This is a genomic window from Streptomyces sp. B21-105 (assembly GCF_036898465.1).
Taxonomy (GTDB): domain Bacteria; phylum Actinomycetota; class Actinomycetes; order Streptomycetales; family Streptomycetaceae; genus Streptomyces.
In genome coordinates, this window is record NZ_JARUMJ010000001.1 from 7,347,414 (window position 1) to 7,362,935 (window position 15,522).

Annotated in this window: 13 protein-coding genes and 2 pseudogenes; 8 read left to right on the top strand and 7 right to left on the bottom strand. The window is 70.1% G+C overall.

Annotation, left to right across the window (positions count from 1 at the left end):
- Positions 1-31: 31 nt before the first annotated feature.
- From QA802_RS32970 to QA802_RS32980, 3 genes are all read right to left on the bottom strand, one after another.
- Positions 32-1,051: a lysylphosphatidylglycerol synthase transmembrane domain-containing protein gene (locus QA802_RS32970; protein ID WP_334530440.1), complete on the bottom strand. Its 1,020-nt coding sequence runs from the start codon at positions 1,049-1,051 to the stop codon at positions 32-34.
- A gap of 649 nt (positions 1,052-1,700) precedes the next feature.
- Positions 1,701-3,215, bottom strand: a complete 1,515-nt coding sequence (locus tag QA802_RS32975) for a sensor histidine kinase (RefSeq protein ID WP_334530443.1) — start codon at positions 3,213-3,215, stop codon at positions 1,701-1,703.
- Positions 3,212-3,964 (bottom strand): response regulator transcription factor, encoded by a 753-nt coding sequence (locus tag QA802_RS32980; RefSeq protein WP_334530446.1) that lies wholly within the window; start codon positions 3,962-3,964, stop codon positions 3,212-3,214. The genes QA802_RS32975 and QA802_RS32980 overlap by 4 nt, the downstream gene beginning before the upstream one ends.
- A 92-nt stretch (positions 3,965-4,056) precedes the next feature.
- Between QA802_RS32980 and QA802_RS32985 the strand changes: the two genes are divergently transcribed.
- The 4 genes and pseudogenes from QA802_RS32985 to QA802_RS33000 form a co-directional block, all read left to right on the top strand.
- Positions 4,057-5,394, top strand: a complete 1,338-nt coding sequence (locus QA802_RS32985) for a ferredoxin reductase family protein (protein ID WP_334530448.1) — start codon at positions 4,057-4,059, stop codon at positions 5,392-5,394.
- A 10-nt stretch (positions 5,395-5,404) separates the two neighbouring features.
- Positions 5,405-5,815 carry an FMN-binding protein gene (locus tag QA802_RS32990; protein WP_334530451.1) on the top strand — a complete coding sequence of 137 codons (411 nt, stop codon included), beginning with the start codon at positions 5,405-5,407 and terminating at the stop codon, positions 5,813-5,815.
- Between the two features lies 1 nt (position 5,816).
- Positions 5,817-6,565, top strand: a pseudogene (locus QA802_RS32995) (FAD:protein FMN transferase).
- Positions 6,566-7,070: 505 nt separating this feature from the next.
- Positions 7,071-7,364: pseudogene (locus QA802_RS33000) on the top strand (recombinase family protein); the annotation flags it as partial.
- Positions 7,365-7,469: 105 nt separating this feature from the next.
- On the opposite strand, the gene QA802_RS33005 reads toward QA802_RS33000, so the two are convergent.
- From QA802_RS33005 to QA802_RS33020, 4 genes are all read right to left on the bottom strand, one after another.
- Positions 7,470-7,757 (bottom strand): contact-dependent growth inhibition system immunity protein, encoded by a 288-nt coding sequence (locus QA802_RS33005; RefSeq protein ID WP_334530457.1) that lies wholly within the window; start codon positions 7,755-7,757, stop codon positions 7,470-7,472.
- A 103-nt stretch (positions 7,758-7,860) separates the two neighbouring features.
- Positions 7,861-8,298 (bottom strand): glutaredoxin domain-containing protein, encoded by a 438-nt coding sequence (locus QA802_RS33010; protein WP_334530460.1) that lies wholly within the window; start codon positions 8,296-8,298, stop codon positions 7,861-7,863.
- A gap of 149 nt (positions 8,299-8,447) precedes the next feature.
- Complete coding sequence (locus QA802_RS33015) at positions 8,448-10,547, bottom strand: ArnT family glycosyltransferase (RefSeq protein ID WP_334530464.1); 2,100 nt, start codon at positions 10,545-10,547, stop codon at positions 8,448-8,450.
- A complete protein-coding gene (locus QA802_RS33020; protein WP_334530467.1) occupies positions 10,544-11,404 on the bottom strand; it encodes a dolichyl-phosphate beta-glucosyltransferase in 861 nt (286 codons plus the stop codon). Before QA802_RS33020 ends, QA802_RS33015 begins: the two co-directional genes overlap by 4 nt.
- 258 nt (positions 11,405-11,662) lie before the next feature.
- Here QA802_RS33020 and QA802_RS33025 point away from each other — a divergent pair, with 258 nt between their 5' ends.
- From QA802_RS33025 to QA802_RS33040, 4 genes are all read left to right on the top strand, one after another.
- Positions 11,663-12,871: an ABC transporter ATP-binding protein gene (locus QA802_RS33025; protein WP_334530470.1), complete on the top strand. Its 1,209-nt coding sequence runs from the start codon at positions 11,663-11,665 to the stop codon at positions 12,869-12,871.
- Positions 12,868-13,563: an ABC transporter permease gene (locus QA802_RS33030; protein ID WP_334530473.1), complete on the top strand. Its 696-nt coding sequence runs from the start codon at positions 12,868-12,870 to the stop codon at positions 13,561-13,563. The genes QA802_RS33025 and QA802_RS33030 overlap by 4 nt, the downstream gene beginning before the upstream one ends.
- Positions 13,560-14,225, top strand: a complete 666-nt coding sequence (locus QA802_RS33035; RefSeq protein WP_334530475.1) for an ABC transporter permease — start codon at positions 13,560-13,562, stop codon at positions 14,223-14,225. Before QA802_RS33030 ends, QA802_RS33035 begins: the two co-directional genes overlap by 4 nt.
- Before the next feature lie 198 nt (positions 14,226-14,423).
- Positions 14,424-15,311 (top strand): ABC transporter substrate-binding protein, encoded by an 888-nt coding sequence (locus QA802_RS33040; RefSeq protein ID WP_334535028.1) that lies wholly within the window; start codon positions 14,424-14,426, stop codon positions 15,309-15,311.
- Positions 15,312-15,522 lie beyond the last annotated feature (211 nt).

Consider the following 15,522-nt stretch of genomic DNA (forward strand, 5'->3'; position numbering starts at 1 on the left):
GGTGGGGCTGGTGGAGTCGGGCCGGTGAGGCTCACAGCCGTCCGCGCTGCACCATCGCCGACAGCACCAGCATCCCCGGCAACAGGGGCGCCCAGACCGTCAGCACCCGGTAGCCGATGACGGTCGCCGTGGCGAGGGGCAGCGGGGCGCCGTACCCGGCCAGGGTGAGGACCAGCGCCGCGTCGACCGGGCCGATGCCGCCCGGCGCGGGCACCGCACCGGCTGCCGTGCTCGCCGCGAGGAACGCGAAGAGCAGCTGTGACCAGGACAGCGGCAGGCCCAGCGCCGTTCCCACGGAGGCCACCACACACGCCTGGAGCAGCGGAGCCGCGGCTGCTCCGCCCCACAGGGGCAGAAACCGGGCGGGCCGGGTGTGCAGGCGCCGGGCGTCGGTGAGGGCCGTCCGGACGAAGTCCAGGGCGGGACGGCGCAGCGGCCGTGCGACGGCGAACAGCGCCGCGACCGCCACCGGGGCCAACAGAAGGCATGCGGCGGCCAGAAACAGCGTCCGCCCTTGCGGAAACAGTTCCGCGGGAGGCACGGCGGTGGGCGCCGCGAGGACGAAGACCAGCACCACAGGGATCTTCGCCACGGCTCTGACCAGGGAGTACAGGGCGATCGAGGCGGTGGCACGGTGCAACGGGACGCCCTCGCGCTGCAGAAACCGCAGGGTCACCGCGTGGGCGCCGATGCTCGCGGGCAGCACACGGTTGGCGGCGTCGGCGGCGATCTGCGAGGCCAGCAGTGCGCCCGGCGGCAGCCGGTCCGTGATCGCGCCCTGCCGCACGCAGGCAGCGGCGACCACCCCCAGACCGGTGAACAGGAGCCCGGTCAGCAGCCACCAGGGATCGGCGGTGGCCAGCCGGGCCGTGCCGTCGCGGACGGTGTGCCAGTCGACGGCCGCCCACACCGCGAGGAACAGCAGCGGCAGCAGGGCGAGGACGCGGCGGGTGGCGGGGGAGGCAGACGGGCGGCGGCGCTCGTCCGCAGGCGACAAAGACGTCGGCTGCGGCGACGGGAACGCGGGGTCCTCAACGGGTAACAGAGACACGGCGCACGTCATCCTTCCTCGCCGTCACCGCGCGCGGCGGTGTGACGGATCGGGGGCGAGCTTCGGGGAGGGTACGGAAAGTCCTTCCCCTCCGGCGTGGCGGTGCGGTGTCCGAAGGCCGACGGAGTGCGGGCGGAAGGGCGACCGCAGTGCGGTGGGGTCGGGGTGCGTCCGAGCCGGGGCGCGGTGGGGCTGGGGGTGCGGTAAGAGCTGGGCTGCGGTGCGGCCGTACGGGGGGTGCTGTGGGGCTGGGGTGCGCCCGTACGGGGGTGCTGTGGGGGGCTGGGGTGCGGTGAGGCTGTGGGATTTCTGCCCGCGTCCCTCCCTGTTCATCCCGGCCGCCTGCCGAGGTTCACCCGGCCCGCAGCACCGGGGCGCCGTCCGGGGCCGTGCCGGTTGCGGGGCGACCGGGACGGGGGGCGGGTCGCACTCCTCCGTCCGCGTGCCGCTTGATCGGACGCGGTGGATGGTGCGGGAGAGAGGGGGCGGCGTGGGCCGGCGGCAGGTCCGGAGGGTGAAAAGCGGGCACGCCGGGTGGGCGCGAACGGCGGCGACGGGGCACGCCACGGCCGTCTTCGGCCCGGGCACGGGGGTCCGGACCGGAAATCGGGGCTCGGGCGGATCAGGGTCGGCCGAGGGGCCCGTCCGGTCACTCCCGTTGCTCCGCCCCTGCGCCCCCCGGGTTCGCCGTCTTCCCCGGGTTGGCCACCTTCCCCGGATTCCCCGGCTTGCTCTGGTCCGACCCCAGGGGCAGCGTCATCGTGAAGACAGTGACGGTCGTCGTGTCGTCCAGCTCCAGCGAGCCGCCGTGGGCGCGTACCAGGGAGCTGGCGACCGAGAGGCCGAGGCCGCTGCCGCCCCGGTCGCGACTGCGCGCCTTGTCGACACGGTAGAAACGGTCGAAGACGCTTTCACGCTCGTCGAGCGGGATGCCGGGTCCCTGGTCGGTGACATGGACCCGGGCCGTCTCCGCCGAGACGGACACCTCGACCGAGACCGGCGTTCCGGCCGGGGTGTGCACGGCCGCGTTGGTGAGGAGGTTGTCCAGGACCTGGCGGATGCGATGCGGGTCGATCCGCAGCCGTACCGCCGCAGGGCCCGGAAGCACCGTTACCGGATGCCCGGGGTGACTCGCCCGGAACGCGTCGGCCGCCTGCTCGGCCAGTTCCACGAGGTCGGCGTGCTCCATCCGCAAGGGCGTCTCCACCTCGGCCGCGTCGAGACGGGCCAGCAGCAGGAGATCGTCGAGGAGTACGCCCATCCGGGCGGCCTCGGCGCGCAGCCGGGCCAGGTGTTTGTCGCGCTCCTCGGGGGCGTTGGCGGCCGCGTACTGGAAAAGGTCCGCGTAACCGCGTACCGACATCAGCGGCGTGCGCAGTTCGTGCGAGGCGTCGGCGACGAAGCGGCGCAGCCGCTGCTCGGCCTCCGCGCGCACGGCGAGGGAGTCGTCGATGTGCTCCAGCATCGTGTTGAAGGCCGTCCGCAGCTCCTCGACCTCGGGCCCGCCGCCGGGGGCGTCCGCCCGCAGGTGCAGCCGGGACGCCGACTCGCTCAGGTCGTGCGAGGCGATCCCGTGCGCGGTGTGGGCCATGTCGCTGAGCGGTTTCAGACCGTTCTTCAGCATCCGCCGGCCGAACACCACCAACGCCAGGAGAGCCAGACCGAACGCGACCACCTGCATGGTGATCAGCTGGCGCATGGTGCCGTCGATGTCCTGGGTCGGCGCGGCGCTGACCAGCACCACACCGGGCGATACCTCGCAGGCGCGCAGCAGATACGTGCCCTCGCCGATCCGCACGGTGCGGGTGACGTCGGCGTCCGAGTCGGACATCCGCCGGGCGAGGGCGGTCAGCGCCGTGGTGTCGGCGGGCACGTCGGCCGGCGTGCGCAGTACGGCCGAGTCCGCCGACACGTCGTAGACGGCCGTGTACCAGCCGTAGTACGGCTTGCGCTCCACGATCCCGTGCGCCTTGGCGTCCTTGGACTGCACCACCTGGACCAGCTTGATCTGGTCGCGCAGCTGGTGATCGAGATATTCCCGCATGTACATGGTCAGCATGGCGCCGACCACCGCGAACACGACCAGCGACAGCGCGCCCAGGCCGAGGGCCAGCCGGGTGCCCAGCCGGAGTCTGTGGTACGACCGGAGGAACCGGGCGGTCACTCCGCCGCCTGCCGGAGCACGTATCCGAAACCGCGTACCGTCTGGATCAGCGGATCGTCGCCCGTCTGGTCGAGCTTGCGGCGCAGCCGGCTGACGACCAGCTCGACGACGTTGGAACGGCCGCCGAAACCGTATTCCCACACATGATCGAGGATCTGCGCCTTGGTGAGCACGGTGGGGGACTTGCGCATCAGGTAACGCAGCACCTCGTACTCGGTGGGCGTCAGCGTGAGAAGTTTGCCGCCGCGTCGCACCTCGCGGGTGTCCTCGTCCATGGTGAGGTCCGCCACCTGCAGTACGGAACGCTGGAAACCAGGACCCGCACTGCGCCGCAGCACGGTGCGCAGCCGGGCCATCAGCTCCTCCACCGCAAACGGTTTCACCAGGTAGTCGTCCCCGCCTCGGGTCAGCCCCGCGACGCGGTCGGCGACACCGTCGCGCGCGGTCAGGAACACGACGGGAACCATCGTCCCGGTGGTGCGCAACCGGTCGAGCACGCCGAAACCGTCGATGTCGGGCAGCATCAGGTCGAGCACCACGATGTCCGGATGGAAGTCGGCGGCACGGCGCAGCGCCTCCTCACCCGAGTTCGCGGTCACCGCGTTCCAGCCCTCGTAGCGGGCGACCGTCGCCACGAGATCGGCGATCGGCGGGTCGTCGTCCACGACGAGGAGTCGTACTTTTTCCACCCGCCCATAGTGCGCCACTCGCCCCGCAACGCCAGAGCCGCGTCCCCTCTTCGCGCTCATCGATAAGATCTTGAAAGTTGTACGACAGAAGAATGACAGCAAAGCACGGAGAAGCTCTGTGTCCTGAGGATCCGATCTAGGAGTTTCCGTCCGTGACGACCGTCCAATCGCCCCCCTCGCCCCCCACGGCGATCCGCCCCAAGGTGGTGGCCCGCACCGGCCTGTACGCCGTGCTGGCCGCCAACGCGGCCGTCGTGACCCTGTTCGGCGTCCAGGCCGGCTTCGCTTCCAACGCGCTGGTCGTGATCGGCCGCTTCGCCGGCCTCTACGGCGCGTTGCTCATGGCGTTCCAGCTGTTGCTGGTGGCCCGGCTGCCCTGGCTCGACCGCCGGATCGGCATGGACCGGCTGACCAACTGGCACCGCTGGACCGGCTTCGGCCTGCTGTGGACGCTGGTCGGGCACATGGTGTTCATCACCTTCGGCTACGCCGAGTCGTCCTCGATGAACCCGGTGAACCAGCTCGTCGACCTCGCCGAAACCGTCGAAGGCGTTTTCCGTGCCGTGGTCGCCATGGGGCTGATCCTTGTCGTCGGCGGTGTCTCCGCCCGCTGGGCACGTCGTCAGCTGGCCTATGAGACCTGGCACTTCGTCCACCTGTACACGTACGTCGCCGTGGTGCTGGCCTTCACACACCAGGTCGCGGTCGGCACCACGTTTACCGCGTCGTCCGCCGCCACCGCCTACTGGTACGGCGTGTGGGGCGTCGCCCTCGGCTCGGTCCTCCTCGGCCGTCTCGTTCTGCCGCTGTGGCGGAACTGGCGTCACCAGCTGCGCGTCGAGGCGGTCGTCCCCGAGGCCGACAACGTCGTTTCCGTCTACATCACCGGACGCGACCTGGACCGGATGCCCGCCCGGGCCGGGCAGTTCTTCCTCTGGCGGTTCCTGACCAAGGACCGCTGGTGGCAGGCGAACCCGTTCTCCCTGTCGGCCGCACCCGACGGCTCCCGCCTGCGGCTGACCGCGAAAGCCGCCGGTGACGGCTCCGCGGGTCTGCGCCATGTCAAGCCCGGCACCCGCGTCTTCGCCGAGGGTCCCTACGGCGCGTTCACCGCGATGCACCGCACCCGCCCGGAAGCGCTGCTCATCGCCGGCGGCGTCGGCGTCACGCCGATCCGCGCGCTCCTCGAGGAGATCCACGGGCATGCCGTCGTCATCTACCGGGTCGCCGGCGAACGCGACGCCGTCCTCTACGACGAGCTGCACCAACTCGCGCTCACCAAGGGCGCCGAGCTGCACCTGGTCACCGGGCCGCCGGTGCCCGACCGGCTGGCGCCCCGCGAACTGTCGGCGCTCGTCCCGGACATCGCGCAGCGGGACGTCTTCCTGTGCGGGCCGCCGCCGATGATGAACGCGGTTCTCGGCACCCTCCGCGAGCTCGGCGTGCCGCGGCCGCAGATCCACTTCGAGCGCTTCAGCCTGGCGGGATGAGAGAGACATCGTGAAACGAGCCGTACCTGTCCTGATCCTGTCCGTTGCGGGACTCATCCCGGTCTGGCGCTACGAGCCGTCCACCGGGGCGTCGACCGCCACGTCCGCCGTCGCCGAGTCGCCCGCGTCCTCTTCCTCTTCGTCCTCCTCTTCGTCGGGGACCGAGACGTTCACCGGAACGACGGTCACCACGGAGAAGGGCGACGTCCAGGTCCGGATCACCTACGACGGCAGTGAGATCACGGCCGTCCAGATGCTGAAGCAGCCCAATCATCCGCAGACGACGGCGGCGGTGCCGAAGCTGATTGCAGAAACGCTTGCGGCGCAGAGCGCGGACATCGACACCGTTTCCGGAGCGACCATCACCAGCGACGGCTACAAGGAGTCGCTGCAGGCCGCGATCGACGCCAAGGGCGCCTGACGTGCACCGCGTCGAACATGTCATGGGGTTTCCCGTCTCGCTGCGGGTGGACGACGTCACCGACCCGTCGGTCTCCGAGGGCGCCGCGGACGCCGTCTTCGCATGGCTGCGGGAGGTCGACGAGCGGTTCAGCCCCTACCGGGAGGACAGCGAGGTGTCCCGGCTGGACCGGGGCGAGCTGTCCGCCGACCGGCTGAGCGACGACCTCACCGAGGTGCTCGGCCTGTGCGAGGAGTACCGGATCGCCACCGGCGGCGCCTTCGACGTCCGGCTGCCCGGCCGCGGCCTCGACCCCTGCGCGGTCGTCAAGGGCTGGTCGGTGCAGCGGGCGGCGAACCTGCTGGACGCGGCCGGACTGACCCGGTTCTGCCTCAACGCCGGCGGTGACGTCGTCGTCTCGGGCGGTCCTTGGCGGGTCGGCGTGCGGCACCCCTTCGTCGCCGACAAGGTGTGCGCGTCCTCGCCCTCACCGACGCGGCGGTCGCCACCTCCGCGCGCTACGAGCGCGGCGACCACATCCTCGACGGGCGCACCGGTCTGCCGGCCGTCGGCCTCGACAGCCTCACCGTCGTCGCCCCGGACCTGACCCTGGCAGACACCGTCGCCACCGCCGCGTTCGCGCTGGGCCGGGAGGGCGTGGAGTGGGCGGCCTCGCGGGCTGACTGCGAGGTCCACGCCGTGATCTCCGGGGGCGGCGTGCTGCGCACCCCCGGCTTCCTCACGGTCGGCGAGGGGACGGCAGCGACCTGACGTCCCGCCGACATGCCGGCGCACAACGGAAGAAACCGGGAGGAAACCGAGAAACACAGAGAAAGGCAACGCGGAGGAGAAGCGGGCTACGCGGAGAAACGCGGTAACGCCGAGAAACGCGGGCAACGCGGTAACGCCGAGAAAACGCAGGTAACGCGGAGGAACGCAGCCTGCTCCAGTGCTTCAGCGAGACGCTCCGTAAGCACGCAGACTTTCCCGTCCTCCGGTGAACGTCCTGCACTGGTCCTTATGGAGCCAAGAATCGCTCGACCCTCTGTTGCAGGTCGGGGGACAGAGCGGGCAACATCGAGACGATCACGCGAAGCTCTCGGCCGAGTTCGGAGTGCTCGATCCAGACCGAGGGGTCTCCACCTACTGGTCCGCGAAGTCGGGTAAGTGAGCGTAACCATGTGTGAGTGAGTGTGGTTGGGGTGTGAATCTGACGGAATGGGCGAAGACGCAGGGTGTGCATCCGCAGACCGCGTATCGCTGGTTCCGTGAGGGGGTGTTGCCGGTACCGGCTCAGCGGGTCGGACCGCGCACGATCCTGGTGAACATCGACGCGAACGCTACGCCCGAGGCCATCGGTGGTCTGGGCCTGTATGCCCGTGTGTCCTCGCACGATCAGAAGACCGATCTGGAACGCCAGGTCGCGCGGCTGTCGGCGTGGGCGGTGAACGCCGGTCACCGGGTCGTTCGTGTCGAGGCGGAGATCGCTTCGGGGATGGACGGCTGCCGTTCGAAGGCCCGGCGTCTGCTGGCCGACCCGAACGTGACCACCGTGGTGGTGGAGCATAAGGACCGGCTCGGCCGGATGAACGTCGAGGGCAACCAGGACATCCACAACCGTTCGGGATGTCCGCAGTGACCAGGTACGGGTCCAAGACTCACTCCTGCTCACTGATTAGGAACGGTTCCTGGTGAGGACCGCGGACAACAGATCCCCTGCGTACATGTCCCCTTCTGCCATCGGGTTCTCTCGCAGTACCTCCAGTGCCAGTGGCAGAAGGTAGGCAAGACCGATGTCCTGGCCGATCAACAAGCGCATGTCCTCGACGGTCAGCTCCCGGATCGGCCGACGCCGCAGGGTGTGCGCTGTAGCGACGAGACGGGTGTCGTCGGCTGACGGAGCAGGCCGGCAGACGTGTTCGCGCTCTTCAATGGAGAGGTCACGATTCAAGGTGCGCGTCACCGGTCGATGTCCTACGCCCAGCTCTCGCACGCGGTCCGAGCTTGTCTTGCCGCCTCTGCGCGCTTGTCCCTTCGGGTGCCTCTTCGTAGGGCGCGTTCTCCGGTCACGCGGAAGGGGAGAGCTGATCGCGTACCCATGCGGGATCGGGGTTGGTGTGTGGCCGGCCTGCCACGACGACGGTCGGCACGGTCTCGTTGCCGTCGTTTGCCGCCCTCACCGCTGCGGCTCCTGCCGGGTCACGCCAGATGTCGACCCAATGCAACCGGCGGACGTTGCGGCCCAGCCGGACGCGCAGCCGTATGCAGTACGTGCAGCCCGGACGCCAGAAGACGATCGGCCGGCCGTCGAGAGCGCTGCGGCGTTGTGCCTCCCGCGCACTGATCGACCTCGGGAACATCAGGGGCGAGTTCACGCCTGCGAACGTCAGGAACGCCAGCAGGAGCGCCGCGGCTGTGCCGAGGTCCCCCTGGAAGATCTGCCCGGTCGCGACGACCGAGCCGCACAGCACCAACAGCGTCGGCAGGATCCAGGCGCGCATCATGGTGACGAAGGCTACCGATCACCGACACGCTCCCCAAGCGCAAGGCCGGCCTTCACGGCCACAACGGGTCGTGAAGGCCGACGTCGCGCTCAGCCCCACCTTCACCGACAGCGTCGGCGAAAGGCCGGAGCGCTTGCCGTGCGTCGGGGTCAGCCGACGTCGGAGGCGTCCAGGCGGTAGAGGCCGCTGTGGTCGGAGACGGCCGTGCCGTTCGCCTTGACCCAGGTGGAGATCTCGGAGTTCGCGGAGCCCCGGCCGCTGTCGCTGATCACGATGTAGTGCAGCTTGCCCGTCTTCACGAGGCTCTTGAGCCCCGCGAGGGTCATCGCGTCGTCGCTGCCGGACCAGCCGCCCATCGAGATCACCGGCTCGCCGGACTCCAGGATGAGGGAAGAGGCCGTCTGGTCGGTGGCCACCGCCACCAGCCAGGTGGCGCCGTCCTGGTTCTCCTTCAGGTACGTGACCGTCGCGGACGAGATCTGGGTCTCGCCGCCCATGCCGCCGCCGTCCGAGTTTGTGCCTGAGGCGTCCGACTCGGCGGAACCGGCTTCGGCAGTGCCCGAGACGGTGCCGCTCGATTCCGTGGCAACGGACTCCGTGTTGCCGGGCGTGGAGCCGTCGCCGTTGGTCGAGCTGTTGCTGTTGCCGCTGCTCGACGACGGTCCGCCCGTGCCGCCGGGCCGCTGGCCTTTGCCCATGCCGCCGCCGGTGCCGGGGCCGGCCGTCGGGTTCGTGCCGTTGGTGCCGGAGGTCGCCGCCGACGCCGAGTAGGCAGCCGGACCGGCGAGCAGCGCCACGACCGCCGCGAGTGCCGCGACGCCCATCAGTCGCTGTCGCTTCGTGAACCGGGCGACCAGCAGCCCGATCACCGACGCGACCCCCGCCACGGCGACCACGGCCTCGGCGACCGTGTACAGCGTTCCCGAGCCGGAGACCCGCTCGAGCAGGACGACCGCCCAGCCGGTGCTGACCGCGATCGCGGTGGGCAGCACCCACGACCATTTCGCCGCCGCCCGCTCGCGGAAGGCGCCGTACAGCGTGACCCCGCCCGCGCCGGCCAGGGCCGCGATGCCGGGGGCCATGGCGGTCACGTAGTACGGGTGGAAGGTGCCCTCGGCGAGGGCGAACGTCAGGTAGTGCAGGACGAACCAGCCGCCCCACAGCATCAGCGCGGCGCGCTTGGCGTCCGTACGGGGCGCCCGGCCGCGCAGGACGAGACCGGCCGTCAGTGCGATCGCCGCGAAGGGGATCAGCCAGGAGATCTGACCGCCCATGATGTCGTTGAACATCCGGTACAGGCCCGCGTCGCCGCCGAAACTCGCGCTGTTGCCCTGCGAGCCGACCGACGAAGTCGCCCCGAAAACACGGCCGAAACCGTTGTAGCCGATGACCAGGTCCCACACCGTGTTGTCGGTCGAGCCACCGATGTAGGGGCGCGAGGAGACCGGGATCAGATCGACGACCACCATCCACCATGCGCTGGAGACGATCAGCGCGGCCGTGCCGGCCGCAAGATTGCACAGGCGCTTGCCCAGCGAGGCGTTCGCGGCCCACAGGTACACCAGGAAGAAGGCCGGCAGGACGACGTACGCCTGCATCATCTTGGTGTTGAACGCGAAGCCGATGGCGACGCCGGACCACACCAGCGGCACCAGCCGGCCGCTGCGCACGGCCTTCAGCAGCGCGGCCGCGCCCAGCAGCATCAGGAAGACGAGGACGGGGTCGGGGTTGGTGTCCCGGGTGATGGCCACCGTGATGGGGGTGAGGGCCAGCACCAGCGCGGAGAGCGTGGCGGCCGCCGGGCCGAAGTCCCGCTTGACGAGCCGGTGCACCAGCGCGACGGAACCGGTTCCCAGTGCGATCATCGGCAGCAGCAACTGCCAGGTGCCGTACCCGAAGGCGCGGGCGGACAGGCCCATCACCCACAGGGCGAACGGCGGTTTGTCGACCGTGATGAAGCTGCCGGCGTCCAGGGCGCCGAAGAAGAACGCCTTCCAGCTCCTGGTGCCGCTGTAGACGGCAGCGTTGTAAAACGTGTTTCCGGTGATCGAGGAGAGATTCCAGGCGTAGAGGGCTGTGGCCAACGCGAGGATCGCCAACAGGGCAGGGCGGGCCCAGCGCGGATCCTCGGGGGCCCCGGTGAGCAACTGCCTTGCGCGCGAGGCGAGTCCGCCGTCAAAGGCCTGCTTCGCCCGGTGGTGGGGCCCTTCCTGGCGGACGGGGGCGGGCGGCGGGGCGAGGGTCGTCATGACGCGTACTCCAGGTGGGTGGTCGTCCCGGCGGGCAGGCCGGGGACGGGAGCGGTCGTGCGCGCGGCCGGCACCTGGGGGGTGCAGGTACGGCGGGGTACGGCGGGGACGAGGGTGCGGCCGGCGAGGGTGGAGCGCAGCATCCGGCCGATGCCCAAAAGGTCGTCGCGGGCGGTGCGGACGATGTCGACCCGGCTGTCGGGGTCGTCGGTCCAGTCGACCGGCACCTCGTGGACGCGCAGCCCGTTGCGCTGGGCCAGGACCAGGAGTTCGGTGTCGAAGAACCAGCCGGTGTCCTCGATGTGCGGGGCGAGCGCGCGGAAGACGTCGGTGCGGACGGCCTTGAATCCGCACTGCGCGTCCGAGAAACGCGCTCCCAGGGCTGCTCTGAGCAGCAGGTTGTAGGAGCGGGAGACGAACTCCCGCTCGGCGCCCCGGACCACGGCGGCCTGGCGGTGCAGCCGGCTGCCGATCGCGAGATCGCTGTGGCCGGACAGCAACGGGGCCACCAGCGGGAGGAACGCCTCCAGGCCGGTGGAGAGGTCGATGTCCATGTAGGCGACGACGTCGGCTGCCGACCGGTTCCACACGTGTTTCAGGGCGCGGCCGCGGCCCTTCTGCTCCAGCCGTACGGCGTGCACATGGGGCAGACGGAGGGTCAGGCCGATCGCCGCGTCCCAGGTGCGGTCCGTGCTGGCGTTGTCCGCGACGGTGATGCGGAACGGGAACGGGAAGGACTCTTCGAGGTGTGCGTGGAGACGGCCGATGCTCTCGGTGAGGACGTGTGCCTCGTCGTACACCGGCACCACGATCTCGACCGACCGCTGCCGGACGCCTCCCGCGTTCGTTTCGTTCATGGCCCTGACGATGGGGGCGCCGTCTGGGGGATCTCTGAGTCGTTGCTGAGCGTGCGGTGAGAATCAGAGGACTCACAGGTCGCGCACAGCGAAAGCGCTCTCACCCGCTTCCCCGGGGGTGACCGAGGGCGGCCGCGCCCTCCGTCGTGTCCTCGAAAACGCGCGAAACGCGAGCGGTCTAGACTCTTTCCGCCATCGCCTGAACTCGCGTGGCCGAGTATGGGCGGAAACGGCCAGACCCGAAGGGTATTCGGCGTTTTGATACGGATAGATTCAGTCACCAAGCAGTATCCGGACGGCACGGTGGCGGTCGACCGGCTCTCCCTCGACATACCCGACCGCTCGATCACCGTCCTTGTCGGCCCGTCCGGCTGCGGCAAGACGACCACCCTGCGGATGATCAACCGGATGGTCGAGCCCACCGAGGGCGCGATCCTCATCGACGGCGTCGACAGCCGTCAGCAACCGGTCAACTCGCTGCGCCGGTCGATGGGTTACGTCATCCAGAACGCCGGGCTCTTCCAGCACCGCACGGTCGTCGACAACATCGCCACCGTCCCCCGGCTGCTGGGCTGGGGCAAGGGCAGGGCCCGCGCGCGGGCCAGGGAGCTGATGGAACGGGTGGGACTCGACGCCTCGTACGCCAAGCGCTACCCCTATCAGCTCTCCGGTGGCCAGCAGCAGCGCGTCGGTGTGGCGCGGGCGCTCGCCGCGGACCCGCCGGTCCTGCTGATGGACGAGCCGTTCTCCGCCGTCGACCCGGTCGTCCGTAAAGGACTTCAGGACGAACTCCTGCGCATTCAGGCCGAGTTGGGCAAGACCATCGTCTTCGTCACGCACGACATCGACGAGGCCGTCAAGCTCGGCACCATGGTCGCCGTGTTGCGTACCGGCGGCCTGCTCGCCCAGTTCGCGCCGCCCGCCGACTTGTTGTCCGACCCCGCCGACGCGTTCGTCGAGGACTTCCTCGGCGCCGACCGGGGCATCCGCCGCCTGTCGTTCTTCTCCTCCGCCGAACTGGAGTTGCTCACCGCCCCCGTCGTCGCGGTCGACTCCACCGCCGAGCAGATCACCGCCAAGGCCACGGCCGACGTCCCCTATCTCCTCGTCACCGGCCCGGACGGCCGTCCGCTCGGCTGGAGCGAGCCCGACGCGCTGACCGCGGGACAGATCGACGCCGGCCGACTGCTGTCGTACGGGCGGCCGTTCGCGGCCGGACAGGACTCACTGCGCGCCGCGCTCGACTGCGCCGTCCTGTCGCCCACCGGCTGGGCAGTCGCCGTGGACGCGGAGGGCCGGGCCGCCGGAGTCGTCTCGCAGGCGGCGATCGCCGAGGCGATCCGCGGCGCCCACGCGGCAGGCCGGCAAGAACAACTGGAGCGGCAGGAACGACTGGAACAGTTGGAACGGCAGAAACGGCAGGGAGCGCAGCCCGGTGGGGAAACCGTTTCCAAGGCCGTCCAGTGAACCGCTTCTTCGACATTCCCAGCGATCTCCAGCACGACTGGCTCGGCCTGATCGGGCTGCATCTGCGCGAGGCCCTGCTGCCGGTGCTGGGCGGACTGCTGCTCGCGCTCCCGCTGGCGCAGCTGTGCGTGCGGCTGCGCTGGCTGTACCCGCCGGTGCTGTGGGTGACGACCGTGCTCTACGCCATCCCGTCCCTTGCCTTCTTCGTCGTCCTCATCGACTACACGGGGCAGACCGAGCTGACGGTGATGATCCCGCTCACCGTCTACTCCCTGGTGGTGCTCGTCCCGGCGATCGTCGACGGCGTGCGCTCGGTGCCGCAGGAAACCCTCGCCGCGGCGACCGCCATGGGTTTCGGGCCCGTACGCCGCTATCTGCAGGTGCAGTTGCCGATCGCGGTGCCCGCGATCATCGCCGGTCTGCGGGTCGCGACGGTGTCCAGCATCAGCCTCGTCAGCGTCGGCATGCTGATCGGCAACCAGGGCGCGCTCGGCAACCTGCTGCACGACGCGCAGATCTACAACCGGCCGGAACTGGCCTGGAACTCCGTGATCACCACGGCCGTCCTCGCGGTCCTCGTGGACGGCGCGCTGGTCCTCGTACGGCTCCTGCTGACCCCGTGGATGCCGGCCGCCGCCGGCCGCCGCCGGGCTGCGCGGACGGCGCCCGTCCTTAAGGGGGCGAACCGGTGAACGTACTGAACTTCGTCAGCGCCTTCTTCGGCGACGGCGCCCACTGGCACGGCTACGACGGCATCCCCACCCGGCTGCTGGAGCACCTGCGGTACTCGCTCGAGGCGCTCGCCCTCGCCGCCCTCGTCGGGCTGCCGGTCGGGCTCGTCACCGGCCACTACGGCAAGGGCGGCAACACCCTCACCCTGATCGCCACCGCGGGACGGGCGCTGCCCACGTTCGGTCTGCTGGTGCTCATCACCCTCACCACCGGTTTCGGCATGATGCCGGTGATGATCCCGCTGGTCGTCCTCGCCGTCCCGCCGATCCTGGTCACCGCCTACGAGGCGGTGCGCTCCGTCGACCCGTCCCCGGTGGACGCGGCTCGGGGCATCGGCATGGCCGAACCACGCATCCTGCTCCAGGTGGAGCTGCCCGTCGCGCTGCCGCTCATCCTCGGCGGGCTGCGCTCGGCGGCCATCCAGATCGTCTCCACAGCCACCATCGCGGCGTACGTGGGCCTCGGCGGACTCGGCCGCTTCATCGTGGACGGCCTTTACCAGCACGATTACGAGAAGGTCGTCGGCGGCGCCACCCTGGTCGCCGGCATGGCCCTCGCGACCCTGGGCGTCTTCTGGGCCGTCGGCCGCGCGACCGTGTCGCCGGGAGTGCGGCGCGCATGACGGCGATCACGGATCGACGCCGATCGGTGACCCGTCTGCTCTTGACCGATCGAGAAGCGGGTGGATTGGATCGGAAGACAACAGTGTTTGCGTTCTCATCAACCACCAGCCGGAACGGAAACCGTGACTTCCCACACCAACAGCAACAGCAGGTCCCTGAGTACCCGCCCCGGCGCGGCGGCCGTCGCCCTGGCCGCGATGACGGCCCTGCTGGCGGGATGTGGCTCCTCGTCAGGCGGCACCGACAACCCGCTCGCCGGTGGCAAGGCGGCCGGTGACACGGTGGTCGTCGGCTCCAACAACTTCGCCGAGAGCATCCTGCTCGCCGACATCTACGGCGAGGCCCTGAAGGCCAAGGGCGTCAAGGTGTCCTACAAGCCCAACATCGGCAGCCGTGAGACCACGTACGGGCTGCTGAGGAACGGTTCCATCACCGTCCTGCCGGAGTACAACGGCTCCCTGCTGGCGTACCTGGACAAGGACGCCGTGCAGACCTCGCTCGAGACCGTGAACGCTGCGGTGAAGACGAAGCTGGACTCCAGGCTGACGCTGCTGGAGTCGTCGCCCGCCGAGAACAAGGACTCCGTCACGATCAACGCGAAGACCGCGAAGAAGTACGGGCTCACCTCGGCGTCCACGCTGGCCGACCTCAAGGACGCCGCACCCGACCTGGTACTCGGGGGTTCGCCGGAGTTTCAGACCAGGCAGCAGGGCATGGTCGGTCTGGAGTCGGTGTACGGGCTGAAGTTCAAGAACTTCACGGCGCTCGACGCGGGCGGTCCGCTGACCCAGGCGGCGCTGAAGGAGAACACCGTGCAGGCCGCGGACATCTTCACCACGGACCCGACCATCACCAAGGAGAAGTTCGTCGTCCTGAAGGACCCGAAGAACCTCTTCGGATTCGCGAACGTGACGCCGCTCGTCTACAAGAGCGGCCTCTCCCCGGAGGGCATCGCCGCGCTCAACGCCGTCTCCGCCAAGCTCGACACCAAGACGCTGCTCGAGCTGGACGTCCAGGTGCAACTGGAGAGCAAGGACCCGCTGGACGCCGCCAAGGCCTGGCTGAAGTCCGCGGGCCTGGACTGAGTCCGAACCCCCAGCCGCCCGAACCCCCAGCGGCCCGAACCCCCAGCGGCCCGAACCCCCAGCGGCCCGAGCCCCGGCGCCCGAACCCCAGCCGTACGGGCGTTGAGGACACTGCCCGGGCTGCCCCGGCCGCCGCCTTCGCCCTGACGGCGGCGGCCGCCCTGCCCGCAGGCACGGACGACCGCCCCCGACCGCCCCCGACCGACGACGT

Bases quoted from the DNA above. Each gene is read 5' to 3' on its own strand.
- QA802_RS33040 (WP_334535028.1), top strand. From the start codon at position 14,424: ATGACGGCCCTGCTGGCGGGATGTGGCTCCTCGTCAGGCGGCACCGAC.
- QA802_RS33015 (WP_334530464.1), bottom strand. From the start codon at position 10,547: ATGACGACCCTCGCCCCGCCGCCCGCCCCCGTCCGCCAGGAAGGGCCC.
- QA802_RS32980 (WP_334530446.1), bottom strand. From the start codon at position 3,964: ATGAGCGCGAAGAGGGGACGCGGCTCTGGCGTTGCGGGGCGAGTGGCG.
- QA802_RS33020 (WP_334530467.1), bottom strand. From the start codon at position 11,404: ATGAACGAAACGAACGCGGGAGGCGTCCGGCAGCGGTCGGTCGAGATC.
- QA802_RS33010 (WP_334530460.1), bottom strand. From the start codon at position 8,298: ATGATGCGCGCCTGGATCCTGCCGACGCTGTTGGTGCTGTGCGGCTCG.